This is a genomic window from Clostridioides sp. ZZV14-6150, from assembly GCF_020657875.1.
GTDB lineage: Bacteria > Bacillota > Clostridia > Peptostreptococcales > Peptostreptococcaceae > Clostridioides.
On sequence record NZ_JAGWDA010000011.1, the window covers coordinates 60,249 to 83,327 of the forward strand.

Annotated in this window: 24 protein-coding genes; 21 read left to right on the plus strand and 3 right to left on the minus strand. The window is 28.3% G+C overall.

The window, feature by feature from the left end; all coding sequences use genetic code 11:
* Window positions 1-60 precede the first annotated feature (60 nt).
* The 9 genes from KGF41_RS13500 to KGF41_RS13540 all read left to right on the plus strand — a co-directional run bounded on the left by KGF41_RS13500 (window position 61) and on the right by KGF41_RS13540 (window position 10,162).
* A complete protein-coding gene (locus tag KGF41_RS13500) occupies window positions 61-1,431 on the plus strand; it encodes an FtsX-like permease family protein (RefSeq protein ID WP_227842832.1) in 1,371 nt (456 codons plus the stop codon).
* Window positions 1,432-1,447: 16 nt separating this feature from the next.
* Window positions 1,448-2,128 carry an ABC transporter ATP-binding protein gene (locus KGF41_RS13505; protein WP_227842833.1) on the plus strand — a complete coding sequence of 227 codons (681 nt, stop codon included), beginning with the start codon at window positions 1,448-1,450 and terminating at the stop codon, window positions 2,126-2,128.
* Window positions 2,129-3,165: 1,037 nt separating this feature from the next.
* Window positions 3,166-4,002: a PRD domain-containing protein gene (locus KGF41_RS13510; RefSeq protein ID WP_227829625.1), complete on the plus strand. Its 837-nt coding sequence runs from the start codon at window positions 3,166-3,168 to the stop codon at window positions 4,000-4,002.
* A gap of 434 nt (window positions 4,003-4,436) precedes the next feature.
* Entirely contained in the window at window positions 4,437-6,014 is a 1,578-nt protein-coding gene (locus tag KGF41_RS13515; RefSeq protein WP_227842834.1) for a PTS transporter subunit EIIC, read from the plus strand.
* A complete protein-coding gene (locus KGF41_RS13520; RefSeq protein ID WP_227850607.1) occupies window positions 6,007-7,188 on the plus strand; it encodes a MalY/PatB family protein in 1,182 nt (393 codons plus the stop codon). The genes KGF41_RS13515 and KGF41_RS13520 overlap by 8 nt, the downstream gene beginning before the upstream one ends.
* Window positions 7,189-7,207: 19 nt before the next feature.
* Window positions 7,208-7,807: a KpsF/GutQ family sugar-phosphate isomerase gene (locus KGF41_RS13525; RefSeq protein WP_227829622.1), complete on the plus strand. Its 600-nt coding sequence runs from the start codon at window positions 7,208-7,210 to the stop codon at window positions 7,805-7,807.
* A 23-nt stretch (window positions 7,808-7,830) separates the two neighbouring features.
* Window positions 7,831-8,301 carry a PTS glucose transporter subunit IIA gene (locus tag KGF41_RS13530; RefSeq protein WP_227829621.1) on the plus strand — a complete coding sequence of 157 codons (471 nt, stop codon included), beginning with the start codon at window positions 7,831-7,833 and terminating at the stop codon, window positions 8,299-8,301.
* A 369-nt stretch (window positions 8,302-8,670) separates the two neighbouring features.
* Window positions 8,671-9,417 (plus strand): DUF2087 domain-containing protein, encoded by a 747-nt coding sequence (locus KGF41_RS13535; protein WP_227829620.1) that lies wholly within the window; start codon window positions 8,671-8,673, stop codon window positions 9,415-9,417.
* 193 nt (window positions 9,418-9,610) lie between these two features.
* Complete coding sequence (locus KGF41_RS13540; RefSeq protein ID WP_227856741.1) at window positions 9,611-10,162, plus strand: epoxyqueuosine reductase; 552 nt, start codon at window positions 9,611-9,613, stop codon at window positions 10,160-10,162.
* A gap of 222 nt (window positions 10,163-10,384) precedes the next feature.
* Here KGF41_RS13540 and KGF41_RS13545 read toward each other — a convergent pair whose 3' ends face one another.
* Window positions 10,385-11,680, minus strand: a complete 1,296-nt coding sequence (locus KGF41_RS13545; RefSeq protein WP_227829618.1) for an MATE family efflux transporter — start codon at window positions 11,678-11,680, stop codon at window positions 10,385-10,387.
* A gap of 2 nt (window positions 11,681-11,682) precedes the next feature.
* Window positions 11,683-12,129, minus strand: a complete 447-nt coding sequence (locus tag KGF41_RS13550; RefSeq protein WP_227842837.1) for a MarR family winged helix-turn-helix transcriptional regulator — start codon at window positions 12,127-12,129, stop codon at window positions 11,683-11,685.
* A 159-nt stretch (window positions 12,130-12,288) separates the two neighbouring features.
* On the opposite strand from KGF41_RS13550, the gene KGF41_RS21150 reads away from it, so the two are divergent.
* From KGF41_RS21150 to KGF41_RS21160, 5 genes are all read left to right on the plus strand, one after another.
* Window positions 12,289-12,471 carry a transposase gene (locus KGF41_RS21150; RefSeq protein WP_227842838.1) on the plus strand — a complete coding sequence of 61 codons (183 nt, stop codon included), beginning with the start codon at window positions 12,289-12,291 and terminating at the stop codon, window positions 12,469-12,471.
* Window positions 12,443-14,017: a ClC family H(+)/Cl(-) exchange transporter gene (locus tag KGF41_RS13560; RefSeq protein WP_227850608.1), complete on the plus strand. Its 1,575-nt coding sequence runs from the start codon at window positions 12,443-12,445 to the stop codon at window positions 14,015-14,017. The genes KGF41_RS21150 and KGF41_RS13560 overlap by 29 nt, the downstream gene beginning before the upstream one ends.
* Window positions 14,018-14,138: 121 nt before the next feature.
* Window positions 14,139-15,089, plus strand: coding sequence for a DUF1848 domain-containing protein (locus tag KGF41_RS13565; protein ID WP_227850609.1), 951 nt, complete (start codon window positions 14,139-14,141; stop codon window positions 15,087-15,089).
* Between the two features lie 224 nt (window positions 15,090-15,313).
* Window positions 15,314-15,835, plus strand: coding sequence for a hypothetical protein (locus KGF41_RS21155; protein ID WP_413841279.1), 522 nt, complete (start codon window positions 15,314-15,316; stop codon window positions 15,833-15,835).
* 12 nt (window positions 15,836-15,847) lie between these two features.
* Complete coding sequence (locus KGF41_RS21160; protein ID WP_413841277.1) at window positions 15,848-16,261, plus strand: hypothetical protein; 414 nt, start codon at window positions 15,848-15,850, stop codon at window positions 16,259-16,261.
* Between the two features lie 59 nt (window positions 16,262-16,320).
* Here the strand turns inward: KGF41_RS21160 and KGF41_RS13575 are convergent, their stop codons facing one another.
* Complete coding sequence (locus KGF41_RS13575; RefSeq protein WP_227829613.1) at window positions 16,321-16,716, minus strand: MerR family transcriptional regulator; 396 nt, start codon at window positions 16,714-16,716, stop codon at window positions 16,321-16,323.
* Window positions 16,717-16,834: 118 nt separating this feature from the next.
* Here KGF41_RS13575 and KGF41_RS13580 point away from each other — a divergent pair, with 118 nt between their 5' ends.
* The 7 genes from KGF41_RS13580 to KGF41_RS13610 all read left to right on the plus strand — a co-directional run bounded on the left by KGF41_RS13580 (window position 16,835) and on the right by KGF41_RS13610 (window position 23,062).
* Window positions 16,835-17,695: an aldo/keto reductase gene (locus KGF41_RS13580; RefSeq protein ID WP_227829612.1), complete on the plus strand. Its 861-nt coding sequence runs from the start codon at window positions 16,835-16,837 to the stop codon at window positions 17,693-17,695.
* Between the two features lie 22 nt (window positions 17,696-17,717).
* Window positions 17,718-18,344, plus strand: a complete 627-nt coding sequence (locus tag KGF41_RS13585) for a flavodoxin (RefSeq protein ID WP_227829611.1) — start codon at window positions 17,718-17,720, stop codon at window positions 18,342-18,344.
* Between the two features lie 18 nt (window positions 18,345-18,362).
* Entirely contained in the window at window positions 18,363-18,509 is a 147-nt protein-coding gene (locus tag KGF41_RS13590; protein WP_227829610.1) for a hypothetical protein, read from the plus strand.
* A 371-nt stretch (window positions 18,510-18,880) separates the two neighbouring features.
* Window positions 18,881-19,213: a winged helix-turn-helix transcriptional regulator gene (locus tag KGF41_RS13595; protein ID WP_227829609.1), complete on the plus strand. Its 333-nt coding sequence runs from the start codon at window positions 18,881-18,883 to the stop codon at window positions 19,211-19,213.
* Between the two features lie 125 nt (window positions 19,214-19,338).
* Window positions 19,339-20,637: a cytochrome c biogenesis protein/redoxin gene (locus tag KGF41_RS13600; protein WP_227856742.1), complete on the plus strand. Its 1,299-nt coding sequence runs from the start codon at window positions 19,339-19,341 to the stop codon at window positions 20,635-20,637.
* Window positions 20,638-20,729: 92 nt separating this feature from the next.
* Entirely contained in the window at window positions 20,730-22,112 is a 1,383-nt protein-coding gene (locus tag KGF41_RS13605; RefSeq protein ID WP_227829607.1) for a dihydrolipoyl dehydrogenase family protein, read from the plus strand.
* A gap of 236 nt (window positions 22,113-22,348) precedes the next feature.
* Window positions 22,349-23,062 carry a DUF434 domain-containing protein gene (locus tag KGF41_RS13610; RefSeq protein WP_227842842.1) on the plus strand — a complete coding sequence of 238 codons (714 nt, stop codon included), beginning with the start codon at window positions 22,349-22,351 and terminating at the stop codon, window positions 23,060-23,062.
* The last annotated feature ends 17 nt before the right edge of the window (window positions 23,063-23,079 follow it).

Consider the following 23,079-nt stretch of genomic DNA (forward strand, 5'->3'; position numbering starts at 1 on the left):
CAAATTAAGATAGATATAATAATTCTAAGACATTATTGAATTGGTAAGAGGAGATGTGAAGTGTATATTTTAAATAATGCAATCAAAAACTTACTTAGAAATAAATTGCGTAGTTCATTTAGTGTAGTTGTTATGTTATTGATGGTCTTAGCAATATTGATTTCCTCAATAATAAATTCGAACGTTAATGTGATAAAGGAAAATTATGAGAAAAAATTTGAATCAGAAGTTCAAATTAAGCTTGATAGTAAAAAACTTGTTCAGGATAATTCAGGAAAGTCTATGATAAAATATAGTAACTTGAGTGTAAATGATTATTTAAATTTTGCAAAGTCAAAATATGTAAAAAAAGTATCTTTTATTGGAAATATCACAGCACACTTTGATGATAACAAATATAATTCTAATGATGACAGGCAAATCGTAGATGATGATATGAGGGCTAAAAATTATGGGATTATAGGATATACAGAAAAGAATGAAAGTTTTAAACACTATAACCTGGAGAAGGTAAAAGGAAGAGTATTTCAAAAAGATAATGAATGTATGGTAAGTAAAGAATTTATTGATATTAATAAGTTAAAAATTGGAGATACGATATCTCTATTAAGTGATTATAGTATTAATACTAAACTAAATTTAAAAATAGTAGGAATATATAAGAAAAAAGACACTAAGAATGATAAAGAGATAGAAATGGTTCAAGATGAAAGTATCTATAATAGTATATTAACTACGTACAATACTCTAGTAGAATTTGAAAAGAAGATTGAATCGGAAAATCCAATAATTTATACAAATGCTAGGTTTTTATTGAGAGACTCTAATAGTAGAAAAGATTTTGAGAAAGAGATAAGAGATAAAGGTCTAAGTGACATTTATAAAGTTACTATAGATGAGTTTGCGTACAGTAAATTAATAGCACCAATGCAACGTTTGTCTAATATAGCTTTTACAGTTACGCTTGGAATATTAATATTAGGTTCGATATTATTGATGATAAATTCTATAATAGCAATAAAAAAAATAAAGTATTACATTGGTGTGTTAATATTAATTGGAATGCCTAAATTTAAGATAGTTCAGAGTTTCATATGTGAAAGTATTATGATAACTTTAGTATGCCTTATACTTGGAGGAGGAATTGTAAGTATATCAGCTTCAAAAATATCAAATTATGTTTTTGAATATCAAAATCAATATAATGTAATACATAATGCTGATTTACTGAATAGTAGAGAATATAAAAATATAGATATAAATAGTGATGATATCAAACAAGAAATAAAAAGTTTAAGAGATAAATTAATTCCAAATTTAATATTTAAGATAATTATTGTAGCGATAATATTGATATTATTAACTGGCATAGTAGCCGTATATAGTACAATTATATATAAACCAATACAGATAATTTATGATAGAAATTAGGTGATGTAAATTGGTAATGCTAGAACTGATAGATGTTAATTATAAATATGAGGGAAGTAATAAATATGTATTAAAAGATGTAAGTGCCAAATTTGAAGCTGGAAAAATGTATGTTATTATAGGAAAGCCTCGGGCAGGAAAGAGTACTTTGTTATCTATAATATCAGGTCTTGATGATTATACTGATGGAAGTATTATTTACAAGGGCAAGGATTTAAGAGATATAAATAAGGATATGTATAGAAATAAGGATATAGGAGCTATATTTAAAGATTATAACTTATTAAATAATGAAACTATTTTGGAGAATATGTTTTTACCAATGAGAATTAGTGAAAATAAGAAAAAGAATAAAAAGGAAATAGTATATAAAATTCTACAAAAGGTAGGAATTGATAAAGAAAAAGTAATGGATAGAGTAGAAAACTTATCTTATTATGATAAACAAAAAGTGTGTATTGCTAGGTCATTATCTAATAATCCTGACTTAATAGTATGTGATGATATTATAGAAAGCACAGATGATAAAAGTGAAGAAAGTCTAATAAATGTGTTTTACAATTTGGCACATAAAGATAATAAATGTGTGATAATAGCAACAAGTTCAGAGGAAGTTGCTTTATTTGCTGATGAGATATGGGGAATAAATAATGGAAACTTGATGTTTATAAAAAGTAAAGATAACAATATAGATTAACATAAATAAAGCATTATCATAATTTTGTGATAATGCTTTTTATCTTTAAAAGAACATATAAATATTCAAACAAATCTTGCCAATCGTCAGGTGAAAACTGACGAATGATTAATCGTTCTGTCTCCATTTAAATCCCCCTATTTTATAAGTAATAACCCATAGTAAATTTTTTAAAGACCTAATAAAAAAAGCTAACATGGGTTTCTTTAATTCTAGTATTTTAGTATGTATCTGTCAAATATAAAGATACTGTTATAGAAGTTGTTTTAGATTGAAATTATATGAAAAACACCTAAATAACACGAAAATGAGCTACAGTTGGGGGGAACTGTAGCTCATTCTATTTTGGGGGAGATAGGTTGAACTTATTGGTTATCCGTATCATATTTTTAGTATAGTCACTTATTTTAGATTATATACATTTTTTTATAAATTTTACATAAAATGTTAAATGTTATAATTGATTAGGTATTATTAGAGGTGATAAAGTTTTAATTATAGAAAATTAATGAAAAAATGTATTATAAATAATTGGAAAATATTATATAAGGTATTAAAATATTAATGTATTTACAGCAATTTAGGAAAAAATATGAAATCTATTCGTAAATATGAAATAAAAATATAATTTAAAAAATATTTGAGGAAAATTTCATATAAAGAATCTTTTATATTAATCTGATTTTTGGGTATACCTATTTTAAAAAAACTTATAATGCAATATAATCTGAATTTAAACAAATACTTAATGAATGCACATTAAGATACTTGAAAATACTGGAAGATATATATTGGAATAAAAAATATTGAATAACTTTAAAGAATTGAATATAGATATAAAACATTTAAATATATTTAAATGAAAAAAATACAAAAAACGACAATTTGGTTTCGGCTAGTTAAAATGTTTTGTAATTGTAGTATTATAGGGTAAAATGCAAAATATATGCGAAAGTAAAATTTTAAATATTGACATTAAATTAAATATAATATACTATGTAAGTGTGATGGAACATTTTTTTCAGAGGGGATTTATAGTGAATATAAAAAAAATATTTAATAACAATGTAGTAGTAAGCTCCCTAGAAGATGGCACAGAGATAATTGTAACTGGTGCTGGAGTTGGATTCAAGAAAAAAGTAGGAGATTTGATAGATGAAAGTTTGATTTCTAAGAAATATTTTGTTCAAGATAATCAAAAAGACAAATACAATCAAATACTTAATAAAACCTCAATTGAATATTTTAAAATTTCAGATGAAATTATAGGAAAAGCTAATGAAGTTTTAAATACTCAAGTAAATGATTCAATAATATTGGCTTTAACTAGTCATATAGAATTCGCTGTCCAAAGAGAAAAACAGGGTATAAAATTACCTAATTTGATACTGAATGAAACAAAACAACTTTATAGAGAAGAATTTGAATTTGGATTATGGGCAATTGATGAAATTGAAAAAAAGATAGGAATAAGGTTGCCTGAAGATGAAGCAGGATATATTGCTATTCATATAATCAATGGATTAGAAAATTCTCAAAAAGATGAAGGTATTAATATACTAGAGTTTTCAAAACAAGTTGTTCAGATAATAGAAGAAGTACATGGATTTAAATTAGATGTAAATTCACTGAACTACTCTAGGCTTATAACTCACTTAAAGTTTTTCGTTCAAAGAATTTTAAGAAAAGAAACTTACAAAGATAGTGATGTTGAAGATATGTATAAACTAGTAAATAAAAACTATAATAAACCTAAAGTATGTACTGAAGAAATTGCAGCATTGGTATTAGACAGATTTGAATATAAAATTAGTAAAGAAGAAGAATTATATCTAATGATTCATATAAATAAAATAACAAACAGTGGTTGTTAGGATTGTAACTGATAAAGCAGGCAAAACCTAAGTCATTGAACTTAATTTTAGTTAAGTTTTTTGATTTAGGCTTTTTTATTGAATACAGACAGTGACTTTTAGGATTGTAACTGGTTAAGCAGGCAAAACCTAAATCATTGAACTTAATTATTAGATTAAGTTTTTTGATTTAGGTTTTTTTATTAAATAAACACAATGGCTTTTAGGATTGTAACTGGTTAAGCAGGCAAAACCTAAATCATTGAACTTAGTTATTAGATTAAGTTTTTTGATTTAGGCTTTTTTATTAAATATAGACAATGGCTTTTAGGGTTGTAACTGGTTGAGCAGGCAAAACCTAAATCATTGAACTTAGTTATTAGATTAAGTTTTTTGATTTAGGTTTTTCTATAAATTAGATTATGTTTTTTATATAAAAATAGGAGGGTGAAAATATGAAAAAAAATAAGTTAGGTCTATGGAATTTCTTCCAAATGTTAGGAAAAACGTTTATGTTCCCAATAGCACTACTTAGTGTTTCTGGTATGATGCTAGGTCTTGGGGCTGGTTTTACAGACCCTAAGATGATTGCAATGGTTCCATTTCTAGGAAATGAATATGTTAATATGATTTTAAATTTTATGTTAACAATAGGATTATTTGCATTTAATAACTTGGGGGCATTATTTGCAATGGCAATTCCACTAGGATTATTAAAAAAAGAAAAAGAGTTTGGTGCATTTTCAGGTTTAGTAGGATTTATAGCAATGCATATAGGTACAAATTTTTATTTAACAAGAGCTGATTTATTAGTAGCAGCAGACCAAATGTCAACTAATGGTCAAGCTATGATTATGGGTATACAGACATATAACACAAGTGTTTTAGGTGGTATTATAGCAGGTTTAATTGTTTATGCAATGTATGATAAAGTTAGTAATTTGAAAATACCAGAATCATTAGGATTCTACAGTGGACCAAGATTAGTTCCAATTGTTAGTTTAATAGTTATGAGTATCGTTGGTTTATTAATACCTATTGTTTGGCCACCATTTTTCAATGCGTTCCAAAGTTTAGGAAGATGGATTTCTTCAGCAGGGCCATTAGGATATTTCTCATATGCAGTAGCTGAAAGGGTTACAATACCATTTGGATTAAACCACCTTGTAACATCTGTATTCCGTTTTACACCAATAGGTGGAACTGCTGTTATTGATGGAGAAACATACTTTGGAACATTGAACATGTTTATGGCATATGTGGAGAATAATCAGATTATACCTCTTGATTTAGCTGGTAAAATGGAGCAAGGGAAATTAATGATTCAATATGGTTTAGCTGGGGCAGCATTAGCTATCTATCGTACAGCAAAACCAGAAAATAGAAAAGCACTTAAAGGACTTCTAATATCAGGAGTGTTGACAGTTATTATAGGTGGTATAAGTGAACCAATAGAGTTTTTATTCTTATTTATCTCACCAGCATTATTTGCTTTCCATACATTTATGAATGGTTTAGCAAACATGGTACTTCCATACTTGGGTGTATTGATGGGATTCACAGGAGATTTAATAGCATTTATAAGTTTTGGAGTATTGAGAGGAGCAGCTACAGGATGGCCAATAGCAGTATTAGTAGCAGCTTTATACTTTGCAATATATTACTTTGTATTTAAATGGGCAATTCTTAAATTTAATATAAAAACTCCAGGACGTGAAGATAAAGAAATAAAAGTTTCTGAAGGGAATGGTTCAGATTTTAAAAATCTATCTACATACAAAGGTCAGCAAATGATAGCAGCACTAGGAGGGCAATCTAACATATTATCATTAGACAATTGTGTAACTAGATTACGTTTAAAATTACAAGATGTATCACTAATAAATGAAGATGCAATTAAAGAAGCTGGTGGTATAGCTGTTGTTAAATTAGATGAACATACAATTCAAGTAATTATAGGTACTCAAGTGTACTCTTTAAGAAAGCAAATGGATAAGGCGATGGAAGGTCATTTGGAGGCATATAATGATTAACTTTGATAAAAAAGTAAACCGATTGGGTACATATTGTACCCAATGGGATTATGTAGAAGATAGATTTGGAAAAAAAGGATTACTTCCTTTTACAATATCAGATATGGATTTGGAATTTCCAAATGAGATAACAGAAGTATTGAAAGAAAGATTAAATCATAGAGTATTAGGATATAGCAGATGGAAGCACGATGATTTTAGAGATTCTATCAGAAATTGGTACTCTAAGAGATTTAATTGTAGTATTGATAGCAATTGGACATATTACAGTCCAAGTGTAATGTATTCAATTAGTAAACTCATTGAAATTTTTAGTGATGAAGGTGATGAAGTATTAATAAATACTCCTGCGTATAATGCTTTTTATGAAGTAATAGGAAAAAACAATCGCAATATTATAAAATCTCCCCTTATAAATAAGGATGGATTTTACTCTATTGATTTTGAGGATTTTGAGAAAAAATGTAAAGATTCTAAGATATTTATTTTATGCAATCCTCATAATCCAACAGGTAGAGTGTGGAGTGAATTAGAGCTTATTAAGATGGTAAGGATTTGTAAGGAGAATAATGTAAAAATAATATCAGATGATATACATATGGATATTGTATATGATAATAAAATGACACCTGTTTTAAATGTGGCAGACAATTATTTAGAGTCTATATTTATTTGTACATCAGCATCTAAGTCTTTTAATATACCAGCATTGACTGGGTCATATGTCATTATACCAAATGAAGAGACAAGAACTAAGTTTGAAAATATAACTAGATATCGTGATTTTGTAAATTCACCAGCTATACTAGCTATTTTGGGGACAATGACTTGTTATAATGACTGTGAATATTGGCTAGATGAGTTATTGAAATACCTTAAAGAGAATCTTCAATATACAATTAACTATATAGAAAATAATTTAAATCCATTAAAATTGGTTATGCCAGAAGGCTGTTACTTTGCTTGGATTGATTTCTCTGAGCTTAAAATAAGCAGTGAAAAATTCCAAAATCTATTAATAGATATTGGTGAAGTTGCTATTATGGCAGGCAAGGTATATGGAGAAGAAAGTGAGTTTTATTTAAGGTTAAATGTTGCATGTTCAAGAGAAAAACTTGAAGATGGCTTAAATAGAATTAAAAAAACTATAGATTATATTACAGAAAATATTTAATATAGAAGGGGAGATGATTATGAACTATTTAAAAACAATGGTTGATGTTATGACTACTGAAATGAATGCTATAAAGTGTTTAATAGATGAAGCAGGTATTGAATATGAAAATATAGTTAATGAAATTGCAAACTGTAAAGGTAAAGTGATTTTTATGGGTGTAGGTAAATCTGCACATATAGGTAAAAAATTGGCAGCTACATTTGCAAGTACTGGTACACCAAGTTTTTTTGTACATGCAACAGAAGCAGTACATGGAGATTTAGGAATGATTGAAAGTCAAGATATTACAATTTTAATCTCAAATAGTGGAAATTCTATGGAAGTTGTAAATTGTATAAAATACGTTAAAGCAATAGGTTCTAAAACGATTGCTTTTACTTCAAATAGAAATTCAGTATTGGCAAAAGAATGCGATTATGCTTTAATATATCCTGCAAAGGATGAAGCTGACCACTTAAATTTAGCACCAACAACATCATCTACAATTACTTTGGTTTTAGGAGATTCTATTGCATGTGCATTATCTAAAAACAGTAATTTTGACTCAGCTGATTTTTATAAATATCATCCAGGAGGAAGTCTAGGTGAAAAACTAAAGGCAGCTAATAATGGTTAAAAGTAAAAAGGAGAGTATATTTTATGTTTAAAATGTTTAAGAAAAAATCAATAAAATCACCAATATCAGGAAAGGTAATAGAGTTATCTAAAATACCAGATGCTGTATTTTCTCAAAAACTTATGGGCGAAGGTGTAGCTATAGATTCTACAGGTGATATTGTTTATGCTCCAGCTAATGGTAAGGTGGCAGTTGTAGCAGAAACTAAACATGCATTTGTTATAGAACTAGAAAATGGAATGGAACTTCTTATTCATGTTGGTTTAGATACTGTAAACTTAAAAGGTGAAGGATTTGAAGCATTAGTAAGTGTAGGAGACCAAGTAAAAGAGGGGGCACCAATGTTAAAATTTGACCGTTCATTAATTGAATCAAATGGTATCTCACTTATTACTCCAGTTACAATAACTAATCATTCAGAGTACAATATGAATACATATAATGTAGGTAATAGTGTAGAGGGTGGAAAAGATACTGTAATTGAGTTTAAATAAAAAGTATAAAATAAAAGATTACTGTCTATAAACTTATGTTGTACAATGTAAATTTAATATAAAGTTGTACTATATAAATTTAATATAAATATGTTAGATAAAAAGGGATTTGCTTGATTCTAAATTGAGTAGTTCCTTTTATTTTTTTGTAATTAGTTTTGTACGTTTATATTTAGATAGAAAAATACCTAATTATAAATAGTAATTGTTCAAATAGAGATTTAAATATATTGTTTGGAGATACATTGTAATTTAAAAGTTAGACACACATGATTTATATAAACTTAAAATAGAAATGTTGACAATAATAATAAACTTTAGTATGATATGTTTATTAAAAAGATAAACTATATGATGGAGGTGAATAATATGAAGATTGAAAATCTTTCTATTAAAGATATCAAAAAAGGTTATGTATTCAATGCAGACTTAAATTGCTATAGTTGCATTATTTGTGGAAAAACATATGAAGTAGGAGAAATATACCGAGTTGGTGACAGATTTTTTGAAGCATCAAGAGCTATTGAATTGCATACAAAATTAAAACATGGTGACTATTTGGAACAATTAGTCAATAATGATTCAAAGTACAATACATTAACTGATAATCAAAAACAATTATTTAAATTATTTATTAGTGATTTATCAGATAAAGAAATTGCAAAAGAGCTTGGAGTATCTACCTCTACAATACGTCATCAAAAATTTATGTTTAGAGAAAAAGCAAAACAAGCTAAGCTATACTTGGCTTTATATGAATCTGTATTTGAAGATAAATCTAATAGAGATAGTACTATAATACCAATCCACGAACATGCCAAAATGGTAGATGAGAGATATGTAGTAACTGAAGAAGAAAGAAAACACATTTTAGAAACATCATTTGAAAGTATGAACCCTCTAAAATTAAAAGTTTTTTCATCAAAAGAAAAGAAAAAAGTTGTTATTTTGTCTAAAATTTTAGAACAATTTGAGCAAGGAAAGCAATATTCAGAAAAAGAAGTTAATCAAATTTTAGAGTCTATATATTATGATTTTGCAACGATTAGAAGATATTTAATTGAATATGGTTTTATGAGTAGAAATAAAGAGTGTACAAAGTATTGGTTAACATAATAAAACGCCAGAATCTATTAGTATATAAAGCTATTTCTTACTTGATTAACTGTGAAAGGAGTCAAAAATGAATGATGAGTTGAAATCTATTTTGTACAACGAAGGTGTAGACATTATTCGTTTTGTTGATATATCTGAATTTCCAATAAATCAAACATGAGGTTTTTCTAAGGCAATTTTATTTTGTATAGGATTGTCAAAGAAGTTTATTAAAGATATATACAATAATTTACCTACAGACAGTGATGAGTTTTTGGAAAAAGAGGAAAAGATGGAAAAACTAGCTGATTGGATTTCTGAATATCTTCAAACAAAAGGTTATAGTGCTTATGCTCAATCAGAAAAAAATAATATAGAACATAGATACATTGAAAGAGGATATATTGACCCTAAGATGCAATCAGGTATTAGCCCTTTACCACACAAGACAATAGCTAATATTAGTGGTATTGGATTCATGGGAAAAAATAATTTATTTATCACTGAGGAATTTGGATGTGCTTTTAGTATGTGTACAGTACTTACAGATGCACCAATTTCTGTTGAAAAGCATCCTTTGATTGATTCAAAATGTGGTGATTGCAATGTTTGTGTAGAAAAATGCCCTGCAAAAGCTATACATGGAAATGCTTGGACTCATCAAGGGGGAAGAGAGTCTATAATTGATATTTCTAAATGTTTTTGTGTTTTAAAATGTATGGTGAATTGCCCATGGTCATTGAAATATGCAAATCAAAAATTATAATATAGATATGAGCTAGACATTTTTATTGTTTTTTAGCTTTCTTAAAAAAATAAATTTATAGGGTGCTTAATAATTGCACCCTTTGTAAAATTTAATATGAATAAACACAATAACTGAGGTAATTGTCAATAACAGCATAAGCTAGAAGAGCAAATAAAAGCTTAATAATAAAATCTAAAAACGATAAGGATATTTTTAAATAATTTTCAATAAAATATTTGCCTATAATGTGTCTAATCTAGCATATTTTTTTAATAGAATGAAACCAACTACTGCAAGACAAGCTTGTGTCAAAGGTACAGAAATCCATACACCATTTAATCCCAGTATGTTTGGTAAAATCAAAGCAACTAGAGCAGTAAGTAGTAAAGGCTCTCCATAAATTAAAATATATGCTAACAGATTCTTTCTGACTGCATAAAAGAATGATGTTGTAATACGTAAAAATGCTATAAATAAAAATCCTGAAATAAAAATTGGAAGTACACTAGAAATGCTTTGTGCTACTATGTCTGATACTCCAAAGAAGTTTGGTATTTTATCTTTAAGAAGATAAATTACAATCATACAAACAATTGAAGTTGTAAATGCTGTGATATAGGCCATTTTTCTAACTTCATTTACAGACTTTAAATTATTTGCACCATAATAATTTCCAATCAATGGTTGACATCCATCACCAATACCTTGTAAAAGTAATTGAATAATACAAATTATATAACTTACAACTGCGTAACAAGCAGCAGCTTGTGCACCACCATATGAAAGAGCACCTTTATTTAGAATTATAATGACTATATTTGGAGAAAGTGTTAATCCAAATGGAGAAACAGCAACTTCGATTATTTTTTTAAAGAAGTATGGCATAGGTTTAAATATAGCAAATCCAAATAACTTCTTTTTAATAGTCAAAAATAAAATACAAGGAAGTAGAGTAACCATTTGACCAATGACTGTGGCTATTGCAGCTCCTAATAATCCATATGAATATACTGAAACAAACAACCAATCCAAAACTACATTTGTTAAGAAGCCTGCAATCATAGAAGACATTGCCACTAATGAACCATTATAATTTCTAATAATTGGGATAAGACCTGTACCAATAATTTGGAATGTTGCTCCGTAAATAATAATTTTTATGTAAGATATTGCATGATTTAAGATTTCTCCCTCAGCTCCAAATATTCTTAAAATTGATTGAGAAGTCAAACCTAATATTATTGTGGAAATTATACAAGCCACAAGCAATATAAAAATAGTATTTCCAAGATATTTATTTTCATCTTCATCACCTCTACCAAGACATATAGCAATTTGAATTGCTCCACCCATACCAATTCCTGTCCCAATTGCCTGAATTAATGCAGTCAGTGGATAGGCAATATTGATTGCAGCAAGTCCTGCATCTCCGATATTTCTACCCACAAACCATCCATCTACAATGGCATAAACACCTGAAAAAGCAAAAGCTAACATAGAGGGTAGTACATTTTTTAAGAATTGTTTCTTTACCATAGTTATTTTTTAGTCTCCATTTCTTTTTTGAATAGTTCTAAAAATAGAGCATTGTTTTTTGTCATTGATTCTCTATTTGTTTGCCCCATTTTGTGCATGACAGATTCCTCAAGCTTAAGCAAATCTTGAAGAACATCTTGTGCATAAATTTTTCCTATTGGAGTTAGGTGAATGATTTTATTACGTCTATCATTCTCATTAACCAATAGTTCAATATAACCTTTATCTTTAAAATTTTTTAGTACAGAGTTTATAGTTTGCTTTGGCATAAGCCATTCGTCACATATAATTTTTTGGGTGCAATTTTCTTGATTTTCCCATATTGCATATAGTGCAAATAGTGAATGTACACTCATGTTATATGATTTGGCCCATTCGTCGTACAGATTGTTTAGACCAAGCCAATAGGCGTAATATTCTTTAATATGTTTTTTTATATCATCTTTCATGGTATTTTTCCTCCGTAATATTAGTCTGATTTAGGACTAATATTATCATGGTTTTTTATTAAAGTCAAGAGTAAAGTAAAAATAAAATAATATGTCCTTCTTTATTTTTCCAAAGATGTATTGTATTATTGATTCAGTGGTAAATACGATGAAATTAAGTTGGATAACAATAGTCATTCAGTATTTAAATTACATTATAAGTTGGTTATGTGTATCAAATATAGAAGAAAAGTAATAGATGATTTTGTTCGAAATGAACTAAAAAATATATTTATTCATATTGAACCAAATTATGGAGTGGAGGAGAAAGATTATGAAAAAAGATACATCTCATGTAATTAAGAGGGCCGAGCGATTTCAAGTTATTTTGATTGGCGAAGGGCTTCTTGTAGGTGCTATAGCTGGTTTGATTGTACTTTTATATAGGATACTTTTGGGGCAGGCTGGTACTTGGCTCAACCAAATATTAAATTTTGTAAAAGGTTCAACTGTGAAAATAGCACTCTGGTTTGCAGTGCTTGCACTGCTTGCGTGGATTGTATCAAAGCTAGTAAATTGGGAGCCAATGATTTCAGGGAGTGGTATTCCTCAGCTAGAAGGAGAGATGACAGGTAAAATCAAGCAAGTATGGTGGCGTGTGTTGCCAGCCAAATTTGTTGGAGGATTCTTATCGCTTATGGGTGGTCTTGCCTTGGGAAGAGAAGGACCTTCTATCCAGCTTGGTGCTATGGTAGGAAAGGGTATTTCCAGAGCTCTTGATAGAGGAAAAACAGAGGAAAAGTTCTTGCTCACTTGTGGGGCAAGTGCAGGATTATCAGCAGCCTTCCATGCACCACTGGCAGGCGTCATGTTTTCACTGGAAGAAGTACATAAAAACTTTTCAGTGTCTGTTTTGATTTCTGTGATGACAGCATCTCTAACAGCTGATTATATATCAGCTAATTTTCTAGGCGTGGAATCAGTATTCCAGTTTGACATTGGAAATGTGTTACCACAGAGTTATTATTGGTTGATACTGATTCTAGGTGTTGTGCTTGGAGTTATGGGGGCATTTTATAATTGGTTTACCTTATTTATTCAGTCTCTATATAAAAAGATTCCCAAAATAGGTACATTTGGAAAAATATTGATTCCATTTTTGATGGCTGGTATTTTGGGGCTTTTGATGCCTGAAGTGCTGGGAAGTGGGCATAATCTGGTGGAAGCACTGACAAGCCATGAATATCTGCTGGGAATGGTAGCTTTGATTTTTGTCATCCGTTTTGTATTTTCGGCTGTCAGTTTTGGGTCTGGTGCGCCAGGAGGAATATTTTTTCCACTACTTGTTTTAGGAGCCTTTATTGGGGGAATGTTCGGAATGGTAGGTGTACAGTTTTTTGGAATGAACCTAGACTATGTCAATAATTTTGTACTTCTGGCTATGGCAGGGTATTTTACTGCCATTGTACGTGCGCCTTTGACTGGAATTATATTGATTTTTGAAATGACAGGTTCTGTTAGTCAGATGCTTTCCCTATCCGTTATTTCAATTGTAGCATATATTGTGGCTACACTTCTGAAATCTAAGCCGATTTATGAAAGTCTTCTGGAGAGATTACTTGAGAACAATGGAGAACCTGTTCATAGAGAGAGGGGAGAGAAAATACTAGATCAGTTTTCTGTTATGTTTGGTTCTCCTGTTGCCAACAAAGCAATTCAGGATATTCAATGGCCAGAAAATTGTCTTTTGGTAGCCATTCAAAGAGGAGGAGAAGAAATTATTCCAAAAGGAAAAACAATTCTCAAGGCAAGTGATATAATTGTGACCATGACAGATGAGAGAGACAGTGGCGTTGTGTATGATAAAATGGAAAAACTCTGTAAAGAAAATACATCATATATTGTCTAGCATAATAGGATGTAAAAAGCATGTTATTGTGTTAAGAAAAATTAGTAAATAATGTGTGTAGAATGTGTTCTGGACAATTCTAAGAGTGACAACAACTATACTTTTGGATGGAGGCTAAATTATGATAGTAAGTGTAAGTAGAAGAACTGATATACCTGCTTTTTATAGTAAGTGGTTTTTTAACAGACTTAAAGAGGGTTTTGTGTATGTTGTTAATCCGATGAATCCAAAACAAGTCAGTAAGATAGAGTTAAATCCGCATACTGTTGATTGCTTTGTATTTTGGACAAAAGATGCAACTCCAATGATATGTGATTTGAATAAATTAAAAGACTACAAATATTATTTTCACTATACTATAACTCCATATGGTAAAGATGTAGAAACACGAATTTTGGATAAAAAGAAGATAATAGAGTCATTTAAAGAATTGTCTAGAAGCATAGGAAAAGAAAGAGTAATTTTGAGATATGACCCAATTTTTCTAAGTGAAAAGTATAACTTAGATTATCATATAAAAGCATTTGATAGATTATGTAGTCAACTTAATGGATTTACAGAAAAATGTATAATAAGTTTTATAGATTTATACAAGAAAACAAAATTTAATACAAAATCATTACATATAAAACCTATACAAATTAAAGAAATAGAAATGTTGTCGAAGGAATTTTTTAGAATATCTCATAAGTATAATATAACACTTGAAATATGCTGTGATGAATATAATTTAAGTAAGTTTGGCATTGGAAACAGTAAGTGTATTGATGATAAGTTAATATCAAAGATTATAGGTAGTGAAGTGAAAGTCAAAAAGGATGATACACAAAGGGACATTTGTGGATGTATTAAGAGTGTTGACATAGGACAGTACAATACTTGTAGACATTATTGTTTATATTGTTATGCTAATTTTAATTATACACAAGTAGAAAAAAATTGTAGACTCTATAATGAAGAGAATAGAGTACTTGTGGGTGCTATAAGAGAAGATGCAAAAATAACTGTTAGAGATATGAAGACTATTAAAATAGATAAAGACAATAATAATCAGATTAGTATATTTGATTAAAAGTAAACATAAAATGGTGACTATTTTAATATGTAAAAAAATATAGAAAAAAGTAAATGTAAAATAAACACTATTTGAATGTGTTAAAAAATATAGAAAATTGTAATAGTAAAATAAGTATAAATAGATATTTTCTATAAGATAGGAATCACTACAATATGTCAATTTGACCAAAATTTTGATATATTGAAAATATAGATAGATTGGTGAAAAGGAGGTATATTTTGAATTTATTAAAGAAATATCCTATACCTATTGCAAGTTTGATTCTATCAATATTTGCTCTAGGCAACTTATTACAATCCTATAGTGAATCATTACATAATGTAATTGGATTTATAGGATTTACTTTATATGCAATTTATATAGTTAAAATAATATTGCTTAGAAAAAGTGTAAAAGAACAACTAGGAAATCCCTTAGTTTTAAGTACATTTCCAACTATAACAATGGCTACAATGATATTTGCCACATATGTAAAACCTTTATCTCCAGAATTAGGTATTGTAATTTGGGGTATAGGAATTGTGGGACATATGGTATTAGTAGTATTGTTTAGTAAGAAGTTTTTAGTTAATTTTTCAATAAAGACAGTATTTCCATCTTGGTATATAGTTTATGTTGGAGTAGTTACAGCTAGTGTTACAGCACCAGTATTTAATCAACTTTTAATTGGTAAAATTGCTTTTTGGATGGGGTTTATATATTATATAGTTCTTATACCAATAGTTTTAAAGAGAGTATGAATAATCAAGGAGATGCCTGAACCATCTTTACCGACTTTAGCCATATTAGTCGCACCAGCCTCATTATTATTGTCTGGTTACATCAATTCTTTTTTAAATAAAAATAGTGTTATATTATACTTATTATTTGTATTGTCAATTGTATTTTACATTGTAGTTTTGGGATACTTACCAAAATTATTAAGATTACCTTTTTATCCAAGCTTTGCTGCATTTACATTTCCTATGGCAATAAGCGCAACTAGTATAAAATTAATGAATGGTTATCTAGTCAAATCTGGAAGTTCTGTAAGTTGGATTGCATATGCGTCAAAATTAGAAGAAATAATAGCTACTATTATAGTTTTATATGTGTTGATTTTGTTTCTTGTACTCGATAATCAAGAGGATGAAGGATTGATATGTGAACCCTTTTTCTTATGGTAAAAAGCGTCACAGATTTCACAGTTTGAATTGACGCTCCATAAAGATAGTAATTGGTTAATTTATCTCACATTTATTAGGTTGCTTGTATATTTTATTTTATTATTTATAATATCATTATAAAATTGCTGTTTTTTATCAATATATTCTATACTATCATTTAATTTCTGCAACTGTCTAAATAACATATCTTTCTTAGCTTCTAATATTTTTTTCCTTTCTGGAATTGAGGACTGACCCATTAAGCATAATGATACATAATGTTTCATTTCTTTGATACTCATGCCACAGTTTTTTAAGCATGATAAACTTTTTATCCATTCTATATCTCTTTCATCAAAAGTCCTATAATTACGGCTATCTCTTTTGACATTGGGAATAAGTCCCTCATTACAATAAAATTTTAATGTTTCATAAGTTAGATTGGTTTGTTTACATACTTCTTTCATAGAATACATAAGAGTTCCTCCAAACATATTTGAATTTTTTTAAAATTAGGTATTGACCGGTAGTAACAACCGGCTTGTATAATTCTATTGTATCCCAAAAATGTACAATGTCAAGGAGGAATAAATAATGGAATATGTTGAATTAAGTAATGGCGTGAAAATACCAAAATTAGGTTTTGGAGTATTTCAGATAACAAAAGAGGAATGTGAAAAGTGCGTGTTAGAGGCAATCAGTGTTGGTTATAGACATATTGATACCGCTCAATCTTATTTTAATGAAGAAGAAGTAGGAAATGCAATCAGCAAATGTGGTCTGAAAAGAGAAGAATTATTCATTACTACAAAAGTATGGATTGATAATTATGGTTACGAGAAAACGAAGCAGTCCATTTTACAATCTATGAGAAAGATGAAAGTAGACTATATAGATTTAGTCTTATTGCACCAACCATTCAGTGATTATTATGGTGCTTATCATGCACTAGAAGATTTATACGAAGCTGGAAAAATCAGAGCAATAGGCGTTAGTAACTTCTCGCCAGATAGGTTAGCAGACATAGCGTCTTTTAACAAGATTGCACCACATGTAAATCAAGTTGAAACAAACCCATTTAACCAACAAGTAAAAGCACAAGAAAACATGATAAAAAGAAGTGTACAAATAGAAGCATGGGCACCATTTGGAGAAGGAAAAAGCAATATGTTTCAGAATCCTGTTTTAAAAGAAATTGCTGATAAACATGATAAATCCATTGCACAAGTTATTTTAAGGTGGCTTATGCAAAGAGATATTGTCGCATTAGCTAAATCCACTCATATCGAACGTATGAAAGAGAATTTTGAAATCTTTGATTTTCAGCTTTCAGATGAGGATATGTGTAAGGTCGCTATGTTAGATACAAACACAAGTTTATTTTTCAATCATCAGACACCAGAAACAGTTGATATGTTTGTAAATATGATTGAAGAACGAAAAGGAAAAATATAAAAATTACAAGGAAGAGAAGAGAATGAAAAAAATAGTTACGATTTTTCTAGGTTTAATGCTTATGTTTATTATGACAGCCTGTGGAACATCTGATTCAGGAAAAACATTAGTAGTTTATTTCTCCATGCCAGAAACTACTGAACCTAAAAATATGACAGAAGATGAAGCAAATAGTACAGTTGTCATTGATGGCGAAGTAATAGGAAATACTCAATATGTAGCAAATGTCATTCAAGAAAGTACAGAAGCAGATATATTTCGCATAGAACCTAAAACACAATATCCGACTGAACACGATGTTCTGGTGGAAGTGGCAAAAAAAGAGCAATCTAATAACGCAAGACCAGAACTAAAAAATCATATCGACGATATAAGCCAATATAACACAATCTTTATTGGTTATCCTACTTGGTGGAGCGATATACCAATGATTTTATACTCATTTTTAGACGAGTACGACTTTTCTGGAAAAACGATTATTCCTTTCAATACTCATGGTGGTAGTGGATTTGCAGATACTATAAATACAATTTCTGAGCTTGAACCTAAAGCAACAGTTTTAAAAGATGGATTTACCGTTTCTAGAAATGATGTTGAAGAAGCAAAGAACGATATTGTATCATGGTTGAATGGTTTAAAGTTAGAGTAGATAAAGGAGAAAATCTTTATGAAGGTGTTCATGGATAATAAGATTCAAAAATCAATTGTTGAAAAATCTGTGAACAGAGAGTTAGAGATAATATCTTTACTAGAAAATTATCTTGTATCAGCATGTTATCTTTCTTACTATTATAAAGATAAGTTTATCATTTAAAAATCTGGCAGATAAATATCTGTCAGATTTTTTAATTTGTATAAATTTGGGTAAATACGAAGATATGGGTTTGCTATTATATATAAAAATTATTAAAACAGGATAAAGAACTTAGATAAAGAATTACTATATAAGAACTAAATTTATTTAATATAATTAACTTTAATTTTATATAGTTACAAATATGTAGTTACAAAAAAGTACCCAATTGTGATGTATTTATAAAACTGATATAGTAATTATATAAAAACTTAGAAATATTTTAAAACCAAAATATATATATTAAAAACCTTAAATTAGTAAATATCAACACATTTATAAATGAAATAAAAGCATGTCTTAATAATTAATAAAAAGAAAGAGGAGATAAAATGTACAATATAGATGATATGATATATGACTGTCCAGTAGAGGCATTATCAAGTATATTAGGTAAAAAATGGGTGGCTATAATAATATGGGAGTTACAAAAAGATAAAAAAAGATTTGGCGAATTACAAAGAATTATTCCAGAATGTAGTAAGAAAATGTTAACTCAACAATTAGATTTTTTAATTGAGCAAGGAATTATAATCAACAAAAAAAAGTCAGTTAATAATATTGTAGAATCAACATATTTTTTAAGTGAGTCAGGATTACTATTACTTCCTGTTATGGAAAAGATGATTATGTGGAGCAATAAGAATTTAAATTGTGATAAATAAGTTTTTAAATTTGCTTTTAAATTTACAGTGACTTAATTAAGCTATGAGTGAATATAAAAGTAAAAACAAAAAAGTACATAACTTTTTGTTTTAATAGTGGAAATAGAATAAGGAGGAATTTTAATTTGGAAAATGTAAATTTATTTGTAGTATTTATAGAAGGAATACTATCGTTTTTTTCACCATGTATATTACCAATACTACCTATTTATCTAAGTATACTGTCCAATAGTAGTGTGGAAAATTTAAAAGAGGGAAAAACGAATTTTATAAGAAGTTCTCTATTTAAAAATACTATCTTATTTACTCTAGGAATTTCGACAACCTTTTTTATACTAGGGTCATCAGTAAGAGTATTGAGTATGTTTTTTAATGAGAATAAAGATTTAATAATGTTTATAGGTGGGATTATAATTATTATCATGGGATTGTTTTACATGGGAATAATTAAATCTTCAATACTAAATAGAGAAAAAAGATTGAATGTAAAGTTTAAAGAAATGAAAGCAATAACAGCGTATTTACTTGGATTTACATTTAGTTTTGGGTGGACTCCTTGTATTGGACCAATATTAGCATCTGTATTAGTAATGGTTTCTAGTTCAACTAATCATTTGAATGCAAATCTTTTAATAGTAGTATATACTATTGGATTTATTTTGCCATTTATAATTACAGCTATGTTCTATAGTAAGCTATTTAAGACTATCGATAAAATAAAATCTAATATGGAAACTATTAAAAAGATAGGTGGGGCTATACTTATAATATCAGGAATATTAATGATGATAAATGGATTTGAAAGTGTGAGCAAGCACTTTAATATTCCACAAAAAAATAAAGTTGAAAATAATCAAAGTGTGAATCAAGGAGAGAATAAACAAGAAAATTCTAATGACAATACACAAGGGGAGTCTAGCAACAAAGACAATCAAAAAGAATCTAATGATGAAAATAGTGATAACGGCTCTAATGATGAAGAAAGAATAAAATCCATTGATTTTACTTTAACTGACCAATATGGTAAAACACACAAATTAAGTGATTATGAAGGTAAGGTTGTGTTCTTAAATTTTTGGGCTACATGGTGCCCTCCATGTAAAGAGGAAATGCCTCATATAGAGCAGTTGTATAAAGATTATAAGAAAAATAATGAAGAGGTAGTAATTTTAGGTGTAGCATCACCAAATTTAGGAAGAGAAGGTTCAAGAGAACATGTAATTAGCTTTTTAAAAGATGAAGGATATACTTTTCCTGTTGCACTTGATGAAGATGGAGAACTAGCATATCAATATGGAATTAATGCTTTTCCAACTACATTTATAATTGATAAAGAAGGATATGTAACTCAGTACATTCCAGGAGCAATGAATAAAGAGACCATGAAGTCTTTTATTGAAACTCAGAAAAATAAAAAGTATTAAATATAAGGTTACAAAAAAGTACCTAATTGTATCACCTAGAAAACCTTGTTATAGTAAGTGTATAAATAACGAAGGAAAGGGTTGAAAATTATATGAAAAAAACATTTGATGCAATAATAATAGGATTTGGAAAAGGCGGAAAAACATTAGCAGGAGATTTGGCTAATAGAGGATTAAAAGTAGCTTTAGTAGAAAAATCAAATAAAATGTATGGAGGAACATGTATAAATGTAGCATGTATCCCAACTAAAAGCTTAGAAAATTCAGCAAACAATATAAGAAATATAAACTCCTGGAGTGATGCACAAATCGAATATGAAAAAGCTATAGATAAAAAAGAAATTTTAATTACAAAGCTGAGAGAAGCTAACTATAATAAGTTAAATTCAAATGATAATGTAACTATATTTACAGGAATGGGTACTTTTATTGATGAAAATACAGTAGAAGTAAAAACTGAAAATGAAGTTTATGAATTAGTATCAGATAAGATATTTATCAATACTGGCTCAAAATCATTTATACCTAATATTAAAGGTATCGAAAATAATAAAATAGTATATAATAGTGAATCTCTTATGAATTTGAGAACTCTACCTAAAAAAATGACAATTATAGGTGCTGGGTTTATAGGTTTAGAATTTGCAGGTATCTATAGTTCATTTGGAACAGAAGTCACAATATTAAATTCAAATAATGGAATTTTACCAAATGAAGATATTGAGGATTCAGAAGAAATAATAAAATTACTTGAAAAGAGAAATGTAAAAATTATAAATAATACAAAGGTAAAAGAGATTAAGGAAGTTTCTAATTTAGCTACAGTAGAATATGAGATAAATAGTGAATTAAAGGAAATAACAAGTGATATAATACTTGTAGCTACAGGTAGAAAGGCAAATACTGAAGGTTTAGGACTTGAAAATGCAGGTATAGAATTAAATGAAAGAGGATTTATTAAAGTATCAGATACCCTTAAGACTAATAAAGAACACATATGGGCTATAGGAGATATAAATGGAGGACCTCAATTTACTTATATATCACTAGATGACTATCGTATAATAATCAATCAATTATTTGGAAATAAGACTAGAACAACTAGTAATAGAAAAAATATACCAAATGCTATATTTATAAGTCCAGCATTTTCAAGAGTTGGTCTTAATGTTAAACAAGCAAAGGAAAAAGGATATGATGTATTAGTAGCAAAGATACCAGTTGATGCAATTCCAAGAGCTAAACAAATTGGAAAGACAGATGGATTTATAAAAATCGTAATAGATAAAAATTCCAATAAGATACTTGGTGCTAGCATGATATGTGAAGATTCTAGTGAGATTATACATTTAATTCAGTTAGCAGTAGATTTAGAAGTAGAATACACATATTTAAGAGACCGTGTTTATGCACATCCAACTATGACAGAGGCTCTTAATGATGTTTTATCTCCTAATATGATAAAGGAAGTATAGAATAAGTCTAATATATAAATAAAGCCTAAAATTATCATTATAAATAAATTTTAAAGAAAGGATACTATGAGAATTTACTAATAGTATCCTTTTTTTACATTATAAAGTATAAATATAGTGTGAAAGTTATTATTTTGTATTATAAGAGAGCATTAAAAGGTATAATCTAAATATTGAGTAATATAAATGAATAAGATAATATTAGCAAACTTAATATCAAGGTGGTGAAATATTCTATGAATAAAATATCTAAAAGGGGATTTGATGAGAGTGACAAACATTGGTTTTCAAGGAAAGAACTTATAAGACTTGTAAAGGCCCAAGAAGAAATAGAATGGTTAATAAATAGAGATTATAAAATAGACCCTGTTGCAACTTTTGTGGGAGATAGATATCAGTTTTCAATAAGACAAAGAGATGCACTGAAGAGAGCAGTATGTACTGATGAAAAAAATAGAATAAGACAATCAAAGATACTTTCTTTAGATAAAATAAATGAAGGAATTATATACATAGATGGTTTTAATTTGATAATAGCTCTAGAAGTAGCATTATCTGGAGGAACTCTAGTCATAGGAAGAGATGGAAATATAAGAGATTTAGCAGGTCTTAGAGGAACATATAAAATTATAGATAAAACAGAAGAAGCTTTAAACTTAATAGGAAAGTTTTTTAACAAATATAAAGCTCCAAAAATTAAATTTTACTTAGATGCACCAGTTTCTAATTCTGGAAATCTAAGGTATAAGATATTAGAACATGCCAAGGAATGGAAAATTGAAACAGAAGTAGAATTAGTAAAAAATGCAGATGTTATATTAGAAAAACTTGATAGAGTAGTTAGTAGTGATGCTGTTATAGTTGATAAATGTATAAGTTATTTTAATGTAGCTAGAAGTATAATTGAAGAATACATTAAAGATTGTAATATTGTAAATTTAAATGGATAATAACCTTTAATTATACA